This is a genomic window from Burkholderia lata (assembly GCF_902499335.1).
GTDB lineage: Bacteria > Pseudomonadota > Gammaproteobacteria > Burkholderiales > Burkholderiaceae > Burkholderia > Burkholderia lata_B.
Window position 1 is genome coordinate 367,552 of sequence record NZ_CABVQK010000005.1, and the last position, 21,447, is coordinate 388,998.

18 protein-coding genes and 1 pseudogene are annotated in these 21,447 nt (G+C 67.0%); 9 read left to right on the forward strand and 10 right to left on the reverse strand.

The genetic code is table 11. From position 1 onward, the window contains the following. Positions 1–47: 47 nt before the first annotated feature. Positions 48–902, forward strand: coding sequence for a FadR/GntR family transcriptional regulator (locus tag BCO18175_RS14745; RefSeq protein ID WP_174981906.1), 855 nt, complete (start codon positions 48–50; stop codon positions 900–902). Positions 903–1,107: 205 nt separating this feature from the next. Here the strand turns inward: BCO18175_RS14745 and BCO18175_RS14750 are convergent, their stop codons facing one another. Genes BCO18175_RS14750 through BCO18175_RS14760 form a run of 3 tightly spaced genes read right to left on the reverse strand, consistent with a single transcriptional unit; the run spans position 1,108 to position 5,402 of the window. Continuing rightward, entirely contained in the window at positions 1,108–2,532 is a 1,425-nt protein-coding gene (locus BCO18175_RS14750) for an aldehyde dehydrogenase family protein (protein ID WP_174981908.1), read from the reverse strand. 30 nt (positions 2,533–2,562) lie between these two features. Then, entirely contained in the window at positions 2,563–3,960 is a 1,398-nt protein-coding gene (locus BCO18175_RS14755) for an aspartate aminotransferase family protein (protein ID WP_174981909.1), read from the reverse strand. A 50-nt stretch (positions 3,961–4,010) separates the two neighbouring features. Beyond that, a complete protein-coding gene (locus BCO18175_RS14760) occupies positions 4,011–5,402 on the reverse strand; it encodes an APC family permease (RefSeq protein ID WP_174981911.1) in 1,392 nt (463 codons plus the stop codon). A gap of 251 nt (positions 5,403–5,653) precedes the next feature. Between BCO18175_RS14760 and BCO18175_RS14765 the strand changes: the two genes are divergently transcribed. Next, complete coding sequence (locus tag BCO18175_RS14765) at positions 5,654–6,748, forward strand: AraC family transcriptional regulator (RefSeq protein WP_174981913.1); 1,095 nt, start codon at positions 5,654–5,656, stop codon at positions 6,746–6,748. 335 nt (positions 6,749–7,083) lie between these two features. Beyond that, positions 7,084–9,519: a PEP-utilizing enzyme gene (locus BCO18175_RS14770; protein ID WP_174981915.1), complete on the forward strand. Its 2,436-nt coding sequence runs from the start codon at positions 7,084–7,086 to the stop codon at positions 9,517–9,519. 34 nt (positions 9,520–9,553) lie between these two features. On the opposite strand, the gene BCO18175_RS14775 is transcribed toward BCO18175_RS14770, so the two are convergent. Continuing rightward, positions 9,554–9,928 (reverse strand): sugar ABC transporter ATPase, encoded by a 375-nt coding sequence (locus tag BCO18175_RS14775; protein WP_174981917.1) that lies wholly within the window; start codon positions 9,926–9,928, stop codon positions 9,554–9,556. Between the two features lie 268 nt (positions 9,929–10,196). Here BCO18175_RS14775 and BCO18175_RS14780 point away from each other — a divergent pair, with 268 nt between their 5' ends. The 6 genes and pseudogenes from BCO18175_RS14780 to BCO18175_RS41110 all read left to right on the forward strand — a co-directional run. Next, on the forward strand, positions 10,197–11,177 hold the full coding sequence (locus tag BCO18175_RS14780) for a bifunctional helix-turn-helix transcriptional regulator/GNAT family N-acetyltransferase (RefSeq protein WP_174981919.1): 981 nt from the start codon (positions 10,197–10,199) through the stop codon (positions 11,175–11,177). 62 nt (positions 11,178–11,239) lie between these two features. After that, positions 11,240–11,446, forward strand: a complete 207-nt coding sequence (locus BCO18175_RS14785; RefSeq protein WP_174981921.1) for a hypothetical protein — start codon at positions 11,240–11,242, stop codon at positions 11,444–11,446. 91 nt (positions 11,447–11,537) lie between these two features. After that, positions 11,538–12,434: a MurR/RpiR family transcriptional regulator gene (locus tag BCO18175_RS14790; RefSeq protein ID WP_241019491.1), complete on the forward strand. Its 897-nt coding sequence runs from the start codon at positions 11,538–11,540 to the stop codon at positions 12,432–12,434. An 81-nt stretch (positions 12,435–12,515) separates the two neighbouring features. Then, positions 12,516–12,731, forward strand: a complete 216-nt coding sequence (locus BCO18175_RS14795; protein WP_174972361.1) for a hypothetical protein — start codon at positions 12,516–12,518, stop codon at positions 12,729–12,731. Between the two features lie 117 nt (positions 12,732–12,848). After that, positions 12,849–13,643, forward strand: a complete 795-nt coding sequence (locus BCO18175_RS14800; RefSeq protein WP_174981923.1) for a response regulator transcription factor — start codon at positions 12,849–12,851, stop codon at positions 13,641–13,643. 332 nt (positions 13,644–13,975) lie between these two features. Further along, positions 13,976–14,089: pseudogene (locus BCO18175_RS41110) on the forward strand (polyamine ABC transporter substrate-binding protein); the annotation flags it as partial. 94 nt (positions 14,090–14,183) lie between these two features. On the opposite strand, the gene BCO18175_RS14805 reads toward BCO18175_RS41110, so the two are convergent. The 6 genes from BCO18175_RS14805 to BCO18175_RS14830 all read right to left on the reverse strand — a co-directional run bounded on the left by BCO18175_RS14805 (position 14,184) and on the right by BCO18175_RS14830 (position 21,370). Continuing rightward, on the reverse strand, positions 14,184–15,401 hold the full coding sequence (locus tag BCO18175_RS14805; RefSeq protein WP_174981926.1) for a porin: 1,218 nt from the start codon (positions 15,399–15,401) through the stop codon (positions 14,184–14,186). Positions 15,402–15,465: 64 nt separating this feature from the next. Further along, positions 15,466–17,295 carry a tannase/feruloyl esterase family alpha/beta hydrolase gene (locus tag BCO18175_RS14810; RefSeq protein WP_174981928.1) on the reverse strand — a complete coding sequence of 610 codons (1,830 nt, stop codon included), beginning with the start codon at positions 17,293–17,295 and terminating at the stop codon, positions 15,466–15,468. 223 nt (positions 17,296–17,518) lie between these two features. Continuing rightward, the gene (locus BCO18175_RS14815) at positions 17,519–18,226 is read right to left on the reverse strand and encodes a substrate-binding domain-containing protein (RefSeq protein WP_174981930.1); all 708 of its coding nucleotides are present in this window, start codon (positions 18,224–18,226) and stop codon (positions 17,519–17,521) included. A gap of 14 nt (positions 18,227–18,240) precedes the next feature. Next, the gene (gene ligK, locus BCO18175_RS14820; protein ID WP_174972425.1) at positions 18,241–18,924 is read right to left on the reverse strand and encodes a 4-carboxy-4-hydroxy-2-oxoadipate aldolase/oxaloacetate decarboxylase; all 684 of its coding nucleotides are present in this window, start codon (positions 18,922–18,924) and stop codon (positions 18,241–18,243) included. Positions 18,925–18,926: 2 nt separating this feature from the next. Further along, positions 18,927–19,952, reverse strand: a complete 1,026-nt coding sequence (locus tag BCO18175_RS14825) for an amidohydrolase family protein (RefSeq protein ID WP_174981932.1) — start codon at positions 19,950–19,952, stop codon at positions 18,927–18,929. A gap of 68 nt (positions 19,953–20,020) precedes the next feature. Continuing rightward, entirely contained in the window at positions 20,021–21,370 is a 1,350-nt protein-coding gene (locus BCO18175_RS14830) for an MFS transporter (RefSeq protein WP_174982259.1), read from the reverse strand. Between the last annotated feature and the right edge of the window lie 77 nt (positions 21,371–21,447).

The window sequence follows — 21,447 nt, forward strand, 5'->3', positions numbered from 1 at the left end:
ATCGTCGACGATGACGCGGCGCGCAGTCAGACAAAGGAGTCGTGAAGATGGTCATGGACCGAGCCAGGGCGGGCCTCGCGGTCGAAATCAAGCAGCCGAAGCGGGCCGACCTCGTCGCTGAGGAAATCAAGCGGCTGATTACCGAGAAGGACCTGAAGCCGGGCGACCGCCTGCCTCGCGAAGCCGAGCTGCAGCAGCTCTATGCCGTGAGCAAGAGCACGATCCGCGAGGCGCTGAAGTCGCTCGAGGTGCAGGGGCTCATCAAGGTCACGACGGGGCCGTCGGGCGGCGGGATGGTCGTCGAGGTGCCGCTCGACCGCACGCTGCAGCTCCTGCAGAACTACCTGTTCTTCAAGGACGTGACGATCGACGACATCTACACCGTGCGCAAGCTGCTCGAACCCGAGCTGGCAGCCGGTGCCGTGCCGCACCTGAGCGAGCGCGACTTCACGGCGCTGGAGGCGAACATCGCGTGCTGCGACGGCGCGTCGGGCGTGCACGACCGCGGCCACATGCTGCGCCAGCGGCAGGAGGACACGACGTTCCACGACATCCTCGCGGCCGCGAACCCGAACCCGTTCCTGCGCTTCAGCTGCGAGCTGATCAACGAGATGATCCGGCAGCTGATCGAGTTCCGGAACGATACGCCGCTCGTGGAACACAAGCGCTTCGGCGAGGCGAACGTGTCGATCCACAAGGCGATCCTGCAGGCCGCGCGCGAGCGCGACGCCGAACGTGTCCGGGCGCTGATGGTCGAGCACATGACCGAGGCGCCCAAGCATGTGAAGCGGATGAAGGGCAAGCTGCGCGGGCGGTTGATCCTCGACTCCGAGATCCGCCGGCGGACCGCCGCGCCCGTTGTGGGATCCGAAGCGAGCGCATCGGATCCCGACGAGGACTGATTACCGGCGAGCGCGGCGTCGACGCGACGCCGCGAGCTTCGCAGCGCACGGGCTGCGTCAGCCGCGCCATGGATGCCGGGGAGGCTCCGGCCTGGTACGGTCGTTCGGTCGCTACGGCCGGACGCCGCGAGCGGCGACGACACCGGCGAGTACGCATCCGTGTCTCGCTTTCCCCGGGCGACCGAGATCGTCATCGCCCGTACGCTCAGGCGTACCCCGTCGTGCCCTTCGTCTCCAGATATTCGACGAGGCCGAACTCCGCATACTCGCGGCCGTTGCCCGAGCGCTTGTAGCCGCCGAACGGCGCGGCCGGATTCCACGGCGGGTAGTTGATGTGGACATTGCCGACCCGCAACCTCGCCGCCACCCGGCGCGCCCGCTCGATATCCTTCGACTGCACGTAGGCCGCGAGCCCGTAGACCGAATCGTTCGCGAGCGCGATGGCCTCGTCCTCGGTGCGGTAGGTCATGATCGCCAGCACCGGCCCGAAGATCTCCTCGCGCGCGATCGTCATGTCCGGCGTGACGTTCGAGAACACCGTCGGCCGCACGTAGAACCCGTCTCCGAGCCCGTCCGGCCGCCCAGGGCCGCCGGCGACGAGCGTCGCGCCTTCTTCGATCCCGAGCCGGATGAAGTGCTGGATGCGGTCGAACTGCGTGCGACTGACCACCGGCCCGATGCCGGTTTCCGTCAAACGCGGATCGCCGACGACCGTGCGCTCCGCCTCCCGGCGTGCAGCCTGCTCGGCCAGCGCCAGATGGTCGACATGCACGAACATGCGCGTCGGCGCATTGCACGACTGGCCGCTGTTGCTGAAACAGCTGCGCGCGCCGCGCGTGACCGCATCCTCGATATCGGCGTCGGGCAGGACCAGGTTCGGGCTCTTGCTGCCGAGCTCCTGGTGCACGCGCTTCACGGTATCGGCGGCGGCCTTCGCGACCTCGACGCCCGCGCGCGTCGACCCGGTGAACGACACCATGTCGACATCCGGATGCCGCGACAATGCATCGCCCACTTCATGCCCGTAGCCGTGCACGAGATTGAACACGCCGGACGGCACGCCGGCTTCGTGCAGGATCTCCGCGAACAGGATCGCGCTGAACGGCGCGATCTCGCTCGGCTTGAGCACCATCGTGCAGCCGGCCGCGAGCGCCGGCGCGACCTTGCACACGATCTGGTTGATCGGCCAGTTCCACGGCGTGATCAGCGCGCATACGCCGATCGGCTCGTGCGACACCAGCAGCGAATCGGTCTGCGTGCTGAAACGGAACGACCGCAACGCACGGATCGTCTGTTCGAGATGGGCGGTGCCGACCGCGGCCTGCGCCGCGCGCGCGAATGCGATCGGCGCGCCCATCTCCTGGCTGATCGTCTGCGCGACCTCCTCGTAGCGGCGCTGATAGATGTCGAGCACGCGCTGCAGCAGCGCGACGCGCTCGTCCACCGGCCAGCGCGAATACGTGTCGAAGGCCTGTTTCGCCGCGCCAACCGCGCGATCGACGTCGGCCGCACCGCCGATCCTGAGTTGCGCATACGGCCGTGCGGTAGCCGGATCGATCACGTCGATCGATCGTGCATCGGCCGGATCGAGCCACTGGCCGTCGAGATAGGACTGTTGTGACGTTCGCATCGAATGCTCCTGAAATGAAGGACGCCGCGCTCAGCGCGTCGCCCGTGCATAGGTGTCGACGAGGATGTCGCGGATCTGCGCGACGAACCACACGATCTCGTCGCGCGACATCACGAGCGGCGGCGAGAACTGCACGATCGGCGTGCCTTCGTGATCGACGCCCGCGCGGCACAGCAGCCCCGCGTCGAAGATCGCGGGCGCGAGCAGCGTCGACACGAACGCCTGCGCGCTGATGCCGGCCGCCCAGCGGCGCGCGGCCTTGTCGGTCACGAGTTCGAGCGAGTAGTGGTAGCCGTCGCCGCGCACGTCGCCGACGCACGGCAGTTCGAGCAGGCCGTCGAGGGTCTGGCGGAACACCGCTTCGTTACTGCGGACGTTTTCGAGCACGCCTTCGCGCTCCATGATCGCGAGGTTCGCGAGCGCGGCCGTGCACGCGACCGGGTGGCCCCCGTACGTCGCGCCGTGCAGGAACATCTGCTGCGGGCCGTCGAGCACCGTGTCGACGATCGCGTCGCTCGCGATCACGCCGCCGAGCGGCACGTAGCCCGACGCGATGCCTTTGGCGAACGTGATGATGTCCGGCTTCAGCCCGTAGCGCGCGGAGCCGAAATATTCGCCGAGCCGGCCGAACCCGCAGATCACCTCGTCCGCGACGAGCAGCACGCCGTGCCGGTCGCAGATGTCGCGCAGCCCGGCCGCGTAACCGGCCGGCGGCGTCAGGCTGCCGCCCGCGTTCTGCAGCGGCTCGACGACGATCGCGGCGACGGTATCCGGCCCTTCCTGCACGATCAGCGATTCGATCTCGTCGAGCAGGTGGCGCGTGAACTGCGCTTCCGTCTCGCCAACCGGGCGGCCGTAGCGCTTCGTGTTGCCCACGTGCCGCACGCCCGACATCAGCGGCTCGAAATGCTTGCGGAAGTTCGTCATCCCGTTCAGCGCGAGTGCGCCGAACGACGTGCCGTGATACGCGACGCGCCGCGCGATGAACTTGCGCCGCTGCGGCTCGCCGCGCGACTGGTGGTACTGGCGCACCAGCTTGATCGCCGATTCGTTCGACTCCGAGCCGCTCGACGTGAAGAACACGCGGTTCAGCCCTTCCGGCGCGAGCGCCGCGAGCTTGTGCGCGAGCCGGATCGCCGGCTCGTGGCCCACCCCCCAGTTGGTCGCGAACGGCAGCCGCACCATCTGCTCGCGGATCGCGTCGCCGATCTCCGCGCCGTGGCTGTAGCCGACCTGCACGCAGTACAGCCCGGCCAGCCCGTCGAAGTAGCGCTTGCCGTTGCGGTCGACGAGCCAGCAGCCTTCGCCGCGGTCGAACACGGTCAGCGCGTGGTCGCGATACGCATCGGCATGCGTGAAATGCATCAGCAGGTGGCGTTTGCCGAGGGCCTGCAGGTCCGCATCGAGATTGACGTCAACAGCGTTCATGGGTCGTTCCTCCTTCAGGGTTACAAGTCCGGCGCAGCGCGTCCGGTCATTCAATTCATCGACAGCGTCGGCGCCGGGCGCGTGAAGCCGCGCGTCAGCCACACGAGCTGGCAGAGTCCGAGCACGAGCCAGCCGGTGCCGACGTAGAACGTCTGGCGCGACAGGCCCGACCACAGCCACACGTTCATCGCGAAGCCGAGCGCCGGCATCACGCCGAACGTGATCCAGCCCGCGAAACGGCGATGCTCGGGGCGGCACAGATAGCTGCGCATCACGCACAGGTTCACGACCGCGAACGCGACGAGCGCACCGAAGCTGATCATCGTCGACGCAAGATCCAGCGTGATGAACAGCGCGGACAGCGACACGATGCCGACCGCGAGCGTCGCGCGCACCGGCGTGCGCAGCCGCGCATGCAGGTGGCCGAATACGCGTTCGGGCAGCACCCGGTCGCGGCCCATCGCGAACAGCACGCGCGTCACGCTCGCCTGCCCGGCCATCGCGCTCGCGAAACAGCCGGCCACGTACACCGCGACGAAGAACGCAGACAGCGTGCCGCCGCCGATGCGCCGCATCAGTTCGAGGCTGGCCGAATCGAGATCCTTGAATGCGCGCCAGTCGGGAAACACCACTTGCCCGACGTACGCGACCAGCATGAACAGCACGCCGCTCGCGAGCGTGCAGAGCAGGATCGCGAGCGGCACCGTGCGCTTCGGCTCGCGCGTTTCCTCCGACAGCGTGGTGACCGCATCGAAGCCGAGGAACGACAGGCACAGGATCGCGGCCCCGGCGAAGATCCCGCGCGCATCGCCCGACGACGGCAGCGCGACGGCCATCGACAACCCTTCTCCGGCCGTGACCCGCGCCGATACGATCACGAAGATCGTGATGAACACCAGCTGGCTCGCGATCAGGATCAGGTTTACGCGATTGACGAGCCGGATGCCGACGATGTTCAGCCCGGTGATCAGCACGATGCTGCCGACGATCCACACGCTGGCCGGCACCATCGGAAAAATCTGCTTCATGTAGATGCCGATCGCGAGGTAGCTGATCATCGGGATGAACAGGTAGTCCATCAGCAATGCCCAGCCGACCATGAAGCCGGCCGACGTGCCGAAGTTGCGGCTCGCGAACGTATAGGCGGACCCGGCGCTCGGCATCAGCCGCGCCATGTGGCCGTAGCTGCGCGCGGTGAACAGCATCGCGACCAGCGTGACCGCATACGCGGCCGTCAGGTGCCCGTTCGTCTCGCTCGTGACGAGCCCGTAGGTCGTGAACACCGTCATCGGCAGCATGTACGCGAGGCCGAAGATCACCAGCGTCGCGAGGCCGAGCAGGTGCGGCTTGCGGCGGTCGTCCGCGTCGCCGCGAAGCGCGTGCGCGCCGAAGTCGTGCGTCGCGGCGGCTGATGCGTATCGGCCCGGGCTGTCGTTGTCCATGCTGTCCTCACGTGGGTGGCGTTCACGGCTTCAACACTCGTTCGCCCGGCTCGGCCGGCGGCGGACGACTGGGAGAAAGTGTGGTGCGCCAAAAAATCGGCCACGAATGAGAAAAGCGGACGTAATCAGGGGATATTTCCGGACACGTCGCCGCGCATCGCGCCGGCGAGTCATGCATGGTGCTGTGCCGCACTGGCGTTTTGCGGACATTCCGGCTATGTTCTACTCGACCCAGTCGCCCCGTCAGCACCATGGACAGCCGTTCCCATCGAAGCCAGAGCCGGGCCGAGCGCAGCCTGCGTTCGTCGCTCGGCCTCGCGCGCCCGGCCGGGCGCCAGGAGGACATTCCCGCCACCGTCCACGCGATCGCGGTCGCGCTGGACGAGTGCCGCGTGCGGCATATCGACGGTGCCGCGCTGCTCGAAGGCACGGGGCTCGGCGCGGACGAAGTCGCGTCGCCGAACCTGCACGTGAATCGCGGCCAGGAGCAGCGCTGCTTCCACAACCTGCTGCAGCGCAGCGGCGTGCCGTCGATCGGGCTGTCGATCGGTGCGCGGCTGCACGTGTCGACGCTCGGCCTCGCCGGCTATGCGATGCTGATCAGCGGCTCGGTGATGCAGGCATTCCGGTGCATGGGGCAGTTTCCGCTGTTCATGGGGCTGTATTTCGATGTGCGTATCGATGCGCACGCAGGCGGCATGAGCGTGACGATCAGCCGCTACAACGGCGAGCCCGATCTCGAGGTGTTCCAGGTCGACATGTGCCTGTCGAGCCTGCGCCTGATCGTGTCCGATCTCGTCGGCAAGCCGGTCTGGCCCGCGCAGGTGCAGCTCGCGCGCCGCACGCCGCGCAATGCGGCCGACTACACGCGCCACTTCGGCTGCAAGATCGCGTTCAATGCGGGCGACAACCGGCTCGTGTTCACGTCGGTGAACGGCACGGAGATGCCGCTTCTCGCGAACGAAGTCAGCTTCAATGCGCTGCATGGCCAGTGCGAGGCGCTCGAACGGCAGTGGGCCGCGTCGGTCGGCACGCGCTTCGCCGATCGCGCGAAAGAGTTGATGGCGCGCGATCTCACGCGTTTCAAGTCGATGACGTCGCTCGCGAACGCGCTGCACCTGACGGAACGCACGCTGCGCCGGCGGCTCGACAAGGACGGTCTCACGTTCCAGGCGCTGCTCGACGACGTGCGCCGCGACGAGGCGGTGCGGATGCTCGACGACCCGGAGTTGACGGTCGCGGCCATTGCGGAGCGTCTCGGCTACAGCGAGCCGCGCAGCTTCCGGCATGCGTATCGGCGCTGGACCGGGCGCACGCCGCGCGCCGGCGCGGACCCTGACGCGTAGGGCGCAATGGGCGCTCGTTCAGAAAACCTGCAGCGGAAACCCTCACGACGAACCACGGCAAGCCGGTTTCATTGCCGGCATCCGGGCTTCCCGCACACGTCATTCATGACCAGCGACTGTGGGGAGTCGCGCTGGACATAGCGGCAGTCATCCGAATCGACTCGCGTAGAATGCCCGCAACCATCAAGCATCAAGCCGAGCGGGCCACGCCTCCATTCCACTCGCACCGGCGCCACGCGAACAAGACAACACGAACAAGACCCGCGGCATCCGTCGACGGCGCCGCCCTGACCGGGCATGCGCCACCGCGACGATCGCCCGCCGACGACGCCTCCATGAGCAAACCGATCCTGTACCTCCTCGCCGGCAACGGCAGCGCGGCCGACTGGTGGGACGATGCACTGCCCCACTTCCGGCATTACCGGCCCGTGCCGCTGGAACTGCCGGGCTTCGGCGACAACCCCGCGCCGCCCTGCGAAGATCTCGCCGCATATGCACAAGCGCTGCTGGACGCGACCGAGCCGGGCCACGCGATCATGGCGGTCGGCGTGAATGCGCTGCTGGTGCTGCACGCATTGCAGCGACGCCCCGGCCACTTCGGCCGCAGCGTGCTGCTCGCGCCTGTCGGTGCGTTCCTGTGGGAACGGCGCCTGCCGAAACTGATGGCGCCGAAACCGCTGCGCAAGACGATCCACTGGCTGCTCGCGCACTACCCGACGCTGTTTGCCCGCAAGTTCTCGAACCTGACCTGGACGCGGGCCCAGTACCGCCGCATGGGCGCCGGCTATGCGCGCTGCCGCGCATTCCTGCCGCACTGGGATCTCGTGCGCGCCGATACCGCGCTGCCGCTGCTCGAGTGGGTCAGCGATCGCATCGAACTCGTGTGGGGCGACCAGGACAACGTGCTCGGCGTGCGCCAGGCCGCCGCGTGGTCGGCCATCCTCGCGCGCGCCGACCTCACCGTCACGCTGCAGGCCGGCTGGGGACACTATCCGTGGATCGATGCGCCGGCGGCATTCGTGCATTGGCTCGAAGCCGGTGAAGCCGGCTTCGTCGCGCACACCAAGGGCGGGCGCCTGGCCCTGGCCACGATGGCCGGCCTGCCCGTGCCGCCCGCGCTGTCGCTGACCCGCGCCGACGATCCGCGCCTGCCCGGCTTTCTTGCGAGCCAGCCCGACGCCGAGTGGGCGATCCGCTCGTCGAGCCACGGCGAAGACCAGGCCGATGCGGCCAACGCGGGCCTGCACACGACGTTCCTGCGCGTACCGGCGTCGCAGGCAGCCGCGCGCGTGGCCGAACTGCTCGACGGCGGCCTCGAGGAAACGGTCGTGCAGCGCTTCATCACGCCCGTGCTGTCCGGCATCGCATTCGTGCGCCATCTCGCAGTCGAAGTCGAGTGGGTGGAAGGCCACCTCGAAACGCTCGCCGACGGGCAGGCCAGCCCGCAACGCGCGATCCTGTCGCGGCTCGGCGAACCCTGGCAACGCGGCACGTTCCCGACCGCGCACGGGCTGGGCTCGACGCAGCTGTGGACCTTCCTGCAACGCGTGCTGCGCGCGTTCCACTACGTGCCGGGCGATGTCGAATGGGCGTGGGACGGCAAGCAGCTGTGGCTGCTGCAGTACCGCCCGATCAGCAGCTACGGCTGGCACCGGCACCTGACCGCCGCAAACATCGCCGAGATCCTGCCGCCGCAGCCCAGCCGGCTGGTCGAATATGCGCAACGGCGCGCGGCCGGCAGCATTCCGGCCATCATGGCGCGCTGGGATGCACGCGTACTGCAGGACAACGAACCATTTACCGCGCTCTATGGCGGTGCGTCGTACATCAACAACGACCTGTTCCTCGCCCGCCTCGCCGACTGGGGCGTGTCGGCCGGCAACTACAGCGGCGAGATCGGCGGCGCGACACCACCGCTGCGCTGGCGCCCGCTGCGGCTGCTGCGTTCGCTGCCGGTGTTCTGGCGCATGCTGCGCGTCGCGCGCGGGCACCTGCCGACGCTCGAGCGCGGCTTGCAGCGCTTCGACCAGGAACTCGCGACGCTCGTCGAGCGACGCGCCGACGGCCAGCAACTGGCCGACTGGTTCACGCGCTTCTACGTGTTCGTCGTGCAGGGCAACCTGTGCATCGCGTCATCGCTGGCCAGCAGCGGCGGCACACTGTGGGGCCGTCCGCCGACCGCGTACGGCCAGCTCGACGACAGCCCGCATCGCCTGCCGTGGGAAACCGATCCGGGCACCGCACGGCCCGCGCCCACCAATCTGCCGCTGCAGGCGTTTCCCGACTGGCCATTGCCGATCCGCGTACTCCACGCGCTCGGCGCGCCCGGCATGCGCGGCTGGTATCTGCAGGTACGCGAGTGGTATCGCGACAACCTGATGCGCGTGTTCTTCCGCCTGCATCATGCGATGCCGGCCGCCGACCGCGACGCGTGGTTCGCGCCCCATCCCGAGCGCCGCGAACGCAACGGCAGCTTCTGGCAGGACGGCAGCGAAGGCACCGACGAGGCGGCAGGGTTCATGATCTATCCGGGCCACACGCAGGGTGTGCTCGGCCACGACATCCTGCTGGAAGACACGCTCGATCCGGGCCGGCACGCGCAGTACCAGGCCGCGCGCGCCGTGATCGCGCGCATGGGCGGCCGGCTGTCGCACGGCGCGACGCTGCTGCGCGAGCTGCGCAAGCCGTCCGCCGTGCTGCCGCGCGTCGATGCCGCGTGGATCGGGCGCGAGGTGCGGCTCAGCGACGGCCGGCTGACGCTGGTCGAATAAGCGCCGCGCCGCTGCGGCATGCCCGAGCCGGTACTCAGCGCACCGGCGTGCGGACTTTCCCGTCGACCTTCAGCGTGCGCCGGTCGTGCGCGGCTTCGTATTCGACCGTCTGCGCGGGCGTGACGGCGCCGTACGAACGGCCGTTCACATAGACGGTGCCGTCCCGCAGTTCAACCCGGTCGCCGTTGACCGTCGCGGTGGCCCGTTCGCCCTGCAGCACCGCGCCCGAACAACCGGCGGTCGAAAAGCTGCGGACCGACGTGCCCGGCATCGCGGCGATCCCGCCCTGATCCGCCGCATGCGCCGCGCTGCAAGGCGGCGCATCCATGCTGCCGGCAGCGTGGACCGCGCCGGCGCTGATGCCGCATCCGGCAAGCAACGCAATCGTCATCGGCTTCAGATGGTTCATGGTGAGCTCCGTTGTCCGCCGCCGCGGATCGATGACCGGCCGACGCCCGTGTTCGCATGACGGGCCGTCCGGATACACCCAAGTATGCGTCCGGTTCGCGGCACTCCGCCAGCCGCGCCAGTACCACTCGCCGCCGCTTTGGTTCGCTCCGGCTCCGGCCTCCGGAAACACCTCCGTCGGCATAACCCGTCCACCTGAAAATCCGCCTTGATCAAGTTGCGACTCGCAACTATTATTGATTGCGATCCGCAACCTTTTCGGGCCAACCATGGACCTCATCGACGCTCCCGCCAAGCCTCGCGAAGCCACCATCCTCGAGCTGCGCGACTTTTCCCGCAAACTGGTTCGCGAGCTCGGCTTCATGCGCGCGACGCTGGCCGACAGCGACTGGGCGCCTTCGGCGGTGCACGCGATCCTCGAGATCGGGATGGCGCCCGGCATCAACGCCCGCGACCTGGGCAACATCCTGCGGCTGGACAAATCGAACACGAGCCGGCAACTTGCGCGTCTCGAGGCGGCCGGCGTCGTGGAGCGGCGCGTGTCGAGCGACGACGCGCGCGCGACCGAGCTGTACCTGACCGCCGACGGGAAAAAGCTCCAGAAGCGAATCGACACGTTCGCGACGGACCAGGTGTCGAATGCGCTGCGCCGCATGGTGCCTGCCGACCAGCAGACGCTGCTGCGCTCGCTCGCGCTATATGCCGATGCGCTCGCGCAGGACAACGCCGCGAAGGCGCCCGCCGCAGCACTCGATGCGCCGTCGATCCGCGAAGGCTATCAACCGGGCTGCATCGGCGATATCGCGAGCCTTCACGCGCGCTTTTATTCCGAACACTGGGGCTTCGGCGCCTTTTTTGAAAAGCGGGTGGCGACCGAACTGGCCGAGTTCGCCGGTGCGCTGCCAGCCGACGGCAAGGCGCTCTGGCTGTGCCAGGAAGACGGTCGGACACTCGCGTCGCTCGCGATCGACGGCGACCCGGCAACGCGCGTCGCGCACCTGCGCTGGTTCATCGTGAACGACGCGCTGCGCGGGTCGGGCATCGGACGCCGGCTCATGGCGGAAGCCATGCGCTTCGTCGACGCGCAGCGGTTTCGCGAAACCTATCTGTGGACGTTCAAGGGGCTGGATTCGGCGCGCCATCTGTACGAGTCGTTCGGCTTCACGCTGACCAGCGAATCCGCGGGCACGCAATGGGGAACCGAAGTGGTCGAGCAGCGCTTCAGCCGAGCCGGGCCATCGGGCGGTTGAGAGTCGGCGCGCCGTCCCGGACTCCGCTGCGACTGCCCTTCCCGCCAATCAGGACGCCCCGCATGGTCGAACGTCTCGCCGCTCTCGCGCTCTGCGCGGCCGTTGCCACGCCGGCCGATGCCGCGCCCTGCATCGACCCGATCGACCTGAAGATGACGCTATGCCTGGACGATCCCGAACACGCATCGACGGCAGGACAGCACATGCGTTCATCGACCGAAGCTCGAAATGGGCATCAACGTCGCCGAAAAGTCAGACAAAATCGCTGATCTCGTTAACCTCTAGTGCTGAAAATCCATTTACATCATAGACTTCATGTAACTGGATTTACCGAGCGGGCCAACCCCGATTTCAGCCGATATGACTACCACTCCAGATGCGGGCGAGCGATCCGACGACGAGTCGATAGAGGCTCGAATTGCCCGCGTGATGCCAACGCTGACGCCCGCACATCGGCGGGTTGCGGAGTTCGTGCGAGCGAATCTCGTTCATGCGGCCACCATGCGCATCGACGAGTTCGCCGCCGCGGTTGATGTGTCGGTGGCCACGGCCAACCGCTTCGCCCGCGCGCTTGGTTTTGACGGGTATCCGCAGTTCCGGGCGAGCCTCGTACCGGATCTCGAAGCGGTTTTCGCGCCCGTCGAACGATTGCGGAGCGCGCTCAAGTCACCGTTGCCGAAGACGAAGGTGCTCGGTTTGTCCCTGACGCGCGAGGCCGAGAACCTCGAGGCATGCATTCACGCGCTCGATCAGCATGCGGCCGAGCAGGTGGTCTCGGCGCTTGTCGGCGCAGAGCGCGTGTTCATTCTCGGATACGGTTCCAGCGGCTATCTCGCGAGCTTGATGGAGCATGGCCTGAACCCCTACTTGAAGAATGTTCAGGCGCTGTCGCTGGGAGGCGGGCCGGAACACGCGGCGCGGCGCCTGTTCGGCGTAACGGCGAACGACCTGGTCGTTGCGCTCTCGTTTCCGCGCTATGTCAGGGACACGATTACGATAGCCCGGCGTGCGCAAGAGCACGGCGCTCGGCTGGTTGCGCTGACTGACGGCCCCGCGTCGCCGTTGGCGGGATTTTCCGACATCCTGCTGTTCATCCGTGCGAAGCGTCAGCTTACCGCGTGTTCGAACGCGACGATCCTGGCATGCATCGAGGCACTTTGCGATGCCGTGGCCAGCCGCGTTCCCAAATCCGACGCGGCATCAAAAAGGATGACCGAATTTGCATTGCCCTGGATTCATCAACCAGGGCGCAAATGAAACGCGAGTGACCAATGGGATGCATGCCTGGGCCTGCTTCAACTTGATCACGCTTGCTGCGACTTCGTCGATGAAAGGAGGATGAGCGGGGAAAAGGAAACGCTGTTTTTCAAAACTGCCAGTGCCATGACACACATCGGTGTACAACACAAAAAAACGACCGGGAGCCGTCAAGAAACTCGATTTGGAAGCCATTGCGTTCCCCGCGAGGGAACGCTGGATGATCGTGATCACGGCATGCGTGCGTTCGAAGAGCCCCTGGCGGGACGCCAGGTGTATCAGGCGCGCAACTTATAAATTGCGCAAGTGTGCTGTGTGACTCGATGCAGGATATGTCGGTGTGTGATCCGCTCCCGCGGGGCACCCCGGTATCCACAATAGCGAGCTGCCGGTGCCGGATCGTGTGGTGATGTAATGAATATTCTGATGGTAGAGAATGATCCCGTTCAGGCGGCGATCATCGGAAAAGCCTTGCAGTTGCACGGCCAGGAAATCTGCTGCGTGCATAACGGTGAGCGTGCCGTGCAGTTTCTCAAGGCGAAATGGATGGATCTCGTCATACTCGACTGGCAATTGCCGGGCATGAGCGGCCTGGACGTACTGCGCTGGATACGCGCAAACCTCGGTGATGAACCAACCGTCTTGTTTCTGACCGCAAGGACACTTGAGCCGGATGTCGTCACCGCATTTGAAGCCGGCGCCGATGATTACATCGCCAAGCCGTGTCGCGAAAGCGAACTGGTCGCTCGAGTCAAGGCGTTGCTGCGCCGGCATGACAGTGCCAGGAAGCGAGCAGACTCGAAACAGGTGGGCGCCTATGCGCTGAATTCCGAGACACGCACCGTGACGCTTCGCGGCGTCCCAATCGACCTGACGCCGAAGGAATTTGCGTTGACAGCCTGCCTGTTCGACAACCTTGGCCGGATCGTATCGCGTGATTTGCTTGGGGCGCTTGTGTGGGGCAGAGCGCTCGACGGCTCGTCGAGAAGCCTCGATACACATATCTACCGGATTCGCCAAAAGCTGGCGTTGCGACCGGAGAACGGTCTTCGTCTTAGCGCCGCCTATATGCACGGCTATCGGCTCGACGTGGTCGACGTGGTCGACGATACAGCGACTACTTCCGGGAGGCCGCTTGCCGAGTCAGATGAACGAGAGAGCGTGGCGAGCGTTGCTTCGAGCCAGGGCGCCATGTGTGTAGTGGCCTGATGAATCCGGGACTCATTCCGGTTCAGGGTCAACGCTCGGTTGCCATTCGAGGAGTATCCGCAAACGAACCGGGGCCGAGTCGTACACGAGCCGATTGCCCGGTGATCACCACGGCGCGATATCCCGGTGCGGCATGAAAACAAGCCAACCCGGTCGACGCAAATGAAGTTGTCACCGCTTGCGAAGTAAAGATGTCGCGTCACCGGCTGCGGCGTCGTGAAGACCGGTGCCGACTCCCCCAGGCACCGGCATTCGCGGTCACGCGTTGGGCGAATCCCGAGTTTGAGCGAACAATCGCGCTGTGGCGATAAACGGTTACGCTTCGCCGCACCATTGCAACCACCGCCCTCCTGTCGGCCGCCGCGGCAGGTGGACTGAACATCTACAACGGGTCCGACTACATCGCGCCGGACACGACCCCGAACGTCCGGAAGCAAACGGGCGTGGGCGCAGTCGAAGACGGGGCGCTGAGCATCGTCACGTGACACGCCGCCGCGCCTCCAGCCGCCCAGGCCGGAGGCGCGTGCGGTCACTTCCGCATCAGAACCGGTGAATGATCCCCGCGCCGAAGGCGAACTGGTTGCCGGTCGACGACGGCGCGGTGTTGAACCCGTCGCCCAGCGTCGCGGTCGCGTCGACGATGCTGCCCGCGCCGCTCGTGCCGAGCGTCTTGCCCTTCGCGTGCTGGTACGCTTCGAGCAGGTACAACCCCGTGCGCTTCGACAGCGAGTAGTACTGCGACAGGTTGAACTGGTGATATTGCGCGCTGTCGGTGATGCCGTTCGATTCCGTCGCACGCGTGTACGCGTAGCCCGCGCCGAAATCCCAGACCGCCGACGGCTTCCAGTGCAGCACCGCGCCGGCCGTGTTGAAGATCGCGGTATTGAAGAACTTCGACGCCGCGCCCGGGATGTATTCGGTGTTGGTGTAGGTCGCCGTCGCGTCCCACGCATCGCTGAACCGGTAGCTGAGGCCCACCGCGAACCGCTGCTGCGCCTTCGCGGTCTGGTAGCCGTTCGTGACCGCCGACACGCCGATCTGCGCGCCGCCGTTCGACGTCGTCGAGTTCGCGCCCCACGTGCCGCCGGCCGTGTTCGAGTTGTTCACGCGCTCGAACGCGACGCCGGCGCCGAACGGGCCGGCCGCGTACTGAATGCCGGTCGCCCATGTCGAGCCCGCGTTCGTGCTGCCGGCCACGCCGCCGAGCGAGTAGGAACCGCTCAACGTCACGCCGTACCATTTCGGCGACGTGTACTCGATCGTGTTGTTCGCACGGTAGATCGTGTCGAGGCCGTCGACGTCGCCCGGGTGCGCGCCGTAGTAGCCGGTGATCCACGTGGTCGGGCTGAACGGCGACATCGTCTGGTAGTACGACGCATATTGCCGGCCGGCGGTCAGCGTGCCGTACGTGGCGTTGGTCAGCCCGACCCACGCCTGGCGCCCGAAGATCGCGTCGGTGTACTGCGCGGCACCCGTCGCCGAGTTGAAGCCCGATTCGAGCGTGAAGATCGCCCTCGTGCCGCCGCCGAGATCCTCGCTGCCCTTCAGCCCGAAGCGGCTGCCGGCCCACACGCCCTGGTTCATCCGGACGACCGACTTCCCGCCGCTCGTCGAGCCGACCGTCGTCGCGTTGCTCTGGTAGCCGATGCCGTTGTCGACGATCCCGTACAGCGTCACGCTGCTCTGCGCGAACGCCGGCGCGACAGCGGCCAGCGCGACGCCGGACGTCAGCGCCATCCGCAATGCCTGTTGCTTCATGTATCCGTCTCCTTCCTTGTCTTCTCGAGTGAGTGAATTGTCTTGATGGCTGCTTGCCGCCCGCTCACGGACGTCCGGGCCGGTACGCACGCCAGCCGTTGCCGCCCGTGCAGACAAGCTGCGCGCCATTGACCCGGCACTGCGCCTCGTAGCCCGGCGAGTACAGCCATTCGCCGGCCCAGTGCAGGTCCACATACGGGTCGGCCTTCTGCGTATCGGCGACGAAGTTCGCCGCATCGTCCGTGCTGCCGCTGCCCGTGTAGCGCGCGGTGGCCGGATACGGAAACACCGGACGCGTGCGTGTCGTGTTGCCGTTCGCATCGACGATCGACGCGACGATCTTGCCGGGCGTCGCGCCCGACTCGGTCCATGCCATCAGCGGCGTGAGGACGTCGAATACGTCCGGCCCCTGCCCGCCGCCGCAGTGCGCGACGCCCGGGAACAGGTAGAAGCGTGCGAAGCGGTCGACCTGCGCGTCGCCCATGGTCTTCTTCATCGCTTCGTAATACGCGATGCTCGAACGCGGCGAGATGTGCTGATCCTCGAGGCCGTGCCACAGCAGCAGCTTGCCGCCACGGCCGGCGAAGTGACCCAGATCGGGATCGGTCGCGGCCAGGTAGTTCGACACCGGCACCGTCTTCGCGAACGCGTCGAGCGTGAACTTCAGGTCGCCGATCGTCGCGGCCGGATACGACGCGTTGTAGTAGTCGAGATAGCGCAGGAACGGCAGCACGAAGCTGATCGTGCCGCTCGGCGCGGTGGCGGTAGCCGGCACGAACAGGCTCCAGTTCAGCTCCGAACCCCATTCGCGCGACACGAGCGGTTCGAGACGCGTGCCGTTGGCGGTCGTCGCGCCGTCATGGATGCGGCGCACGACGTCGGCTTCCTGCGGCGTCAGGCACGTCGCGGTCGATTGTCCGGCCGCGCACACCAGCGTCGCGGGATCGAACCGGCACGCGCGCGGGTTGTCGATCACGCCGTCGACCACGCCATCGAGCCCGTCGCACGCCTTCAGCACCGCCGCGTGCAGCATCGGCAGCTTGCCGGCAAGCAGGATCGCATTGCCCGTCTTCGGGTCCGTGTTGACCGCGGCCGGCCACGCGTGATGGAACGTGTTCTGCACGATCAGGTCGTTCGCGGGCGCGCCGGCCGCGATGCCGTCGAAATCGTCGGGAAAGCGCTGCGCTTCCATCAGTGCTTCGCGGCCGCCGTCCGAGCAACCGTCGAAGTATGCATAGCGAGCGGGCCGCGCGTAGAACTTGCCGATGATCGCCTTGGCCACCTGCGCGGTGGCATGCTCGGCGCGATACGCGAAGTCGAGCTTCGCCTTCGGGTCGAGCGCCCATGCGCCATCGTTGCCGCCTTCGTGGCCCATGTCGGTCGCGGCCATCGCGATCGTCCCGTTGGTCACCGGCACGCAGGTCGACGCCATCGGTGCGTTGACCGACAGGTTGCCGCACAGTCCGCCACATCCCGTCTGCAGATAGCGTTGCGTCCAGCCCTGTGTCGGCAGTTGCAGTTCGAACAGCGACGCGCCCGGGCCGATCGTGCCTTTCACGTCGCACACGGGTGCCGGCAGCGTGTTGTTCCCGACGACCGTACCGGCGGGCAGCAGCACCGCCGACGTGATCGTGACGGTGCCGTCGGTCACGCCGCTCAGGTCGAGCGCCGCCACAGCCGGGCACGACATCGCCGGCATCACCGCCGGAAGATTCGCGAGGCCGCCGGCCGCGCTCGCGGCACTTGCAGCACTCGCCGCGTTCGACCAGCCGGCCAACATCGCGCACAAGCCCATCATGCCGATCGCCAGTATCCGGATCAGCGCATCGCGCCGCATGCCTGCCGCGCGACGCCATTCGCGCGCGCTCCACCCTGCCCTGCAGTTCGTCTGCATTCCTGTCTCCTGTCGTTCTGGTTGGCTTGCCGCGTCGTCAGGTGGCGATGCGGCGACTTCACGAAACGCCTGCGATACCTCGAGTGAATCGAACCTTCACATGACCGCCTTCTTCATCAGCATAACTAAGCTCACTGCGCGAGCACGTTGCGAAGACGACCGATTCCCATCTGATCCGTTTATCGATACCGGCGCACCACTGCCACGGCTGCACCGTTCGGCCCTATGCCGGCTCCATCCCGTGTTCGCGCTTGATGCGATCGGCCTGCGCCGATGCCAGGCAAGCAAGAAACCGTTCGGCAGCCGCGCGATCGTGTGCCGCGCGACACACCGCTGCGGAAAACACCGTGACGGCCTGAACGGCTTCCGGCAAAACGCCGACGACGTCGATGCCCGGCACATGCATCAGCTCGCTCAACTGCTGGAAACCGAAGTCGACGTCGCCCGCCGCGATCATCTCGCCGACCGGCACGCCGGGCGGCGCCTGGACGATACGCGGCGCGATCGCGTCCGCAATGCCCCAGCGTACGAACAGGCGATTCAGGTGCGCGCCGCTCGGCCCCGTCGAATAGCCGATCCGGCCGGCGCGCAGGATCGCGTCGCGAACGCCTGCTTCGGTGCCGATCTCCGGCCGCGCCGCGCCTGCAGCCACCGCAACCGCGATGCCGGAACGCGCGACATCCACCCGGCTGCTCCCGTCGACATGGCCATCGGCAGCAAGCCGCTCGATCGCGTCGGACGCGAGCACGACGAAATCGAACGGCTCGCCGGCCCGCACGCGCCGCGCCGCGTCGACTCCGCCGACGGACGTGATCGACACGCGGCATCCCGTTTCATCCGCATGCGCGGCCGCCAGTCGCGCCAGCACCGGCCGCATCGCCATCGACGAAATGCCGGTGACGGCCGTCGCCGCGCATGCGGTCTGCGTCATCTCTGCCGCCCGCATCAGTCGATATAGCGCAGGCCGGCCTGGCGCAGCGGCTCGCGCATGTCGTACATGTCGAGGCCCAGCACGCCCGACGCGAGCTTCGCGCGTTTCGCGGCTTCGTTCGATTCGCGCGCCAGCGCCTTCTCCAGCACTTGCGCGGCACGCGCGGCCGGCACCGCCACCACGCCGTCGTCGTCCGCGACGATCACGTCGCCGGGATGGACGAGCGCACCGGCACACACGACCGGCACGTTCACCGAACCGAGCGTCGCCTTGATCGTGCCTTTCGCGGAGATCGCCTTGCTCCACACCGGGAATTGCATCGCCTCGAGCACCGCGACGTCACGCACGCCCGCGTCGATGATCAGCGCCTGCGCGCCGCGCGCCTTGAAGCTCGTCGCGAGCAGGTCGCCGAAATAGCCGTCGGTGCAGTCGGCGGTGATCGCCGCAACGACCACGTCGCCCGGCCGGATCTGTTCGGCCGCAACGTGCATCATCCAGTTGTCGCCCGGATGCAGCAGCACGGTAACGGCCGTGCCGGACGCCAGCGCGCGCGGATAGATCGGCCGCATGTACGGCTTCAGCAGGCCCGTGCGGCCCATCGCCTCGTGCACCGTCGCCGAGCCGAGCGCACCGAGCCGCGCGGCGACGCCTGCGTCCGCGCGGTGGATCGTGCGGTAAACCACGCCGAGTTCGTTCATGATCACTGCCCCTTCGCTTTCAGTTGTGCATCCAGACGCGGATAGACGCGCCGGGCATTGCCTTCGTAGATCTTGTGCCGCGCGAGCGCATCGAGCGACGACGCGTCGATGTAGCGCTTCGTGTCGTCGAAGTAGTGGCCTGTTTCGGGATCGATCCCGCGCACCGCGCCGATCATCTCGCTCGCGAACAGGATGTTGTCGACCGGAATCACGCCGGTCAGCAGGTCGATGCCGGGCTGGTGATACACGCACGTGTCGAAGAACACGTTGTTCAGCAGGTGGTCCTTCAGCAGCGGCTTCTTCAGCTCCTGTGCGAGCCCGCGAAAGCGTCCCCAGTGATACGGCACAGCGCCGCCGCCGTGAGGAATCACGAAACGCAGCGTCGGGAAATCGCGGAACAGGTCGGAGGTCAGGCACTGCATGAAGGCCGTCGTATCGGCGTTCAGGTAGTGCGCACCCGTCGTGTGGAAGCACGCGTTGCAGCTCGTGCTCACGTGGATCATCGCGGGAATGTCGTACTCGACCATCTTCTCGTAGACCGGGTACCAGTAGCGGTCCGACAGCGGCGGGCTGGTCCAGTGGCCGCCGGACGGATCGGGATTCAGGTTGATCGCGACATTGCCGTATTCGTCGACGCACCGGACCAGCTCCGGAATGCAGGTCGCGACATCGACGCCCGGGCTCTGCGGCAGCATCGCGGCCGGCACGAAGTGATCGGGAAACAGCTGGTGCACGCGGTGGCACAGCTCGTTGCACACGGCCGCCCACGTGCTCGACACGCTGAAATCGCCGATGTGATGCGCCATGAAGCTCGCGCGCGGGCTGAAGATCGTCAGGTCGAGGCCGCGTTCGCGCATCAGCCTGAGCTGGTTGAGCTCGATCGATTCGCGCAGCTCGTCGTCGCCGATGTTCAGCTCGGAGACTTTCGGCCGCTCCGACGGGCTGTTGATCGCCGCGACCTGGCGATTGCGCCACGCCTCCAGCGCCTTCGGCGCGGTGGTGTAGTGGCCGTGAATGTCGATGATCATTGCAACTCCTGCGTATGATGACGTGTTCCGCCGCGTGCCGGCCGCCGCGCCGGTTCGGCGCGGCGCGCTCAGTGCGCCGGGTTTTCCAGTTCCTGCGGTCCGGGCGCGGGCGCGCGCTGCGACGTCATGATCGCGATCGCGGCCAGCGTGGCCGGCACCGCGAGCATCGACAGGATCGCGTCGAACTTCCAGCCGAGCCCCAGCAGCGCGCCGCCGATCGCGGAGCCGAAGATGCTGCCGAAGCGCCCCATCCCGAGCATCCAGCTCACGCCGGTGGCACGTGCGACCGTCGGGTAGCGTCCCGGCGCATACGCGTTCAGCCCCGTCTGCGCGCCGCTCATGCAGAAGCCGGCCGCGAACACCAGCAGCGCGAGCGACGACGACAGCGCCCCGGCCCATGCGAGCACCGCCACGCACAGCCCGCCGCCCAGGTACGCGGCGCCGATCACCGGCGCCGGCCGCACCTTGTCCATCAGCCAGCCGACGCCGACCGCGCCGATCGTGCCGCCGATCTGGAACATCGCGGTCACGTTCGCGGCCGTGCTGACGGACAGGCCCGCGTCCTTGATCAGCGTCGGCAGCCAGCCCGTGAGCAGGTAGATCACGAGCAGGCCCATGAAATAGGTGATCCACAGCGACACGGTGACGAACCCGTAGCCTTGCGAGAACAGCACGCCGATCGGCCGGCGCGTCGGCAGCGGCGGCTCGTTCGACACGAACGTCTCGTTGCCGGCGAATTGCCCGCCGCATACGCGGTTCAGCAACCCGGCAATGCGCTGCGACGGCGCGCCGCGCACGGCCAGCAACCGGGCCGATTCGGGCAGCAGCCACATCTGCAGCGGAATCAGCAGCAGCGGCAGCGTGCCGCCGAACAGCAGCACCGCGCGCCAGCCGTGCAGCGGAATCAGCCAGCCCGCGACGAACCCGATCAGCGCCGAGCCGAGATTGAAACCCGTGAACATCACGGTGATCATCAGCGCACGCATCCGCTTCGGCGCGTACTCCGACAGCAGCGTCGTCGTGTTCGGCATCGCCGCGCCGAGACCGATGCCCGTCAGCAGCCGCAGCATCGCCATCTCGAACGGCGTATGCGCCTGGGCCGTCACGATCGTGAACACACCAAACAGGAACACCGACGCGATCAGCACGCGCTTGCGCCCGAACCGGTCCGCGCTCGGGCCGGCCACCAGTGCACCGATCACCAGGCCGATCGGCGCCGCGCTCATCACGAGCCCGAACTCGGGCCGCGAGATCGCCCAGTCATGGATGATCGACGGCGCGACGAAACCCATGATCGCGACGTCCATCCCGTCGGCGATCACGACGAGGCAGCACAGCACGACCAGCAACCACTGGTAGCGTGTCACCGGCCGGTCGTCGATGAACGACTTGATGTCGATTGCCTTTCCGCTTCCCATCATGTCTCTCCTGTCTCCTTGGCGACGATCGCTCATATCGATTCGTCATCCTATTTATATGGCCTGGTACGTTGCCG

Coding starts and splice junctions, on each gene's coding strand:
- BCO18175_RS14745 (WP_174981906.1), top strand. CDS start 48: ATGGTCATGGACCGAGCCAGGGCGGGCCTCGCGGTCGAAATCAAGCAG.
- BCO18175_RS14750 (WP_174981908.1), bottom strand. CDS start 2,532: ATGCGAACGTCACAACAGTCCTATCTCGACGGCCAGTGGCTCGATCCG.
- BCO18175_RS14755 (WP_174981909.1), bottom strand. CDS start 3,960: ATGAACGCTGTTGACGTCAATCTCGATGCGGACCTGCAGGCCCTCGGC.
- BCO18175_RS14760 (WP_174981911.1), bottom strand. CDS start 5,402: ATGGACAACGACAGCCCGGGCCGATACGCATCAGCCGCCGCGACGCAC.
- BCO18175_RS14765 (WP_174981913.1), top strand. CDS start 5,654: ATGGACAGCCGTTCCCATCGAAGCCAGAGCCGGGCCGAGCGCAGCCTG.
- BCO18175_RS14770 (WP_174981915.1), top strand. CDS start 7,084: ATGAGCAAACCGATCCTGTACCTCCTCGCCGGCAACGGCAGCGCGGCC.
- BCO18175_RS14775 (WP_174981917.1), bottom strand. CDS start 9,928: ATGAACCATCTGAAGCCGATGACGATTGCGTTGCTTGCCGGATGCGGC.
- BCO18175_RS14780 (WP_174981919.1), top strand. CDS start 10,197: ATGGACCTCATCGACGCTCCCGCCAAGCCTCGCGAAGCCACCATCCTC.
- BCO18175_RS14785 (WP_174981921.1), top strand. CDS start 11,240: ATGGTCGAACGTCTCGCCGCTCTCGCGCTCTGCGCGGCCGTTGCCACG.
- BCO18175_RS14790 (WP_241019491.1), top strand. CDS start 11,538: ATGACTACCACTCCAGATGCGGGCGAGCGATCCGACGACGAGTCGATA.
- BCO18175_RS14795 (WP_174972361.1), top strand. CDS start 12,516: ATGAGCGGGGAAAAGGAAACGCTGTTTTTCAAAACTGCCAGTGCCATG.
- BCO18175_RS14800 (WP_174981923.1), top strand. CDS start 12,849: ATGAATATTCTGATGGTAGAGAATGATCCCGTTCAGGCGGCGATCATC.
- BCO18175_RS14805 (WP_174981926.1), bottom strand. CDS start 15,401: ATGAAGCAACAGGCATTGCGGATGGCGCTGACGTCCGGCGTCGCGCTG.
- BCO18175_RS14810 (WP_174981928.1), bottom strand. CDS start 17,295: ATGCAGACGAACTGCAGGGCAGGGTGGAGCGCGCGCGAATGGCGTCGC.
- BCO18175_RS14815 (WP_174981930.1), bottom strand. CDS start 18,226: ATGACGCAGACCGCATGCGCGGCGACGGCCGTCACCGGCATTTCGTCG.
- ligK (WP_174972425.1), bottom strand. CDS start 18,924: ATGAACGAACTCGGCGTGGTTTACCGCACGATCCACCGCGCGGACGCA.
- BCO18175_RS14825 (WP_174981932.1), bottom strand. CDS start 19,952: ATGATCATCGACATTCACGGCCACTACACCACCGCGCCGAAGGCGCTG.
- BCO18175_RS14830 (WP_174982259.1), bottom strand. CDS start 21,370: ATGGGAAGCGGAAAGGCAATCGACATCAAGTCGTTCATCGACGACCGG.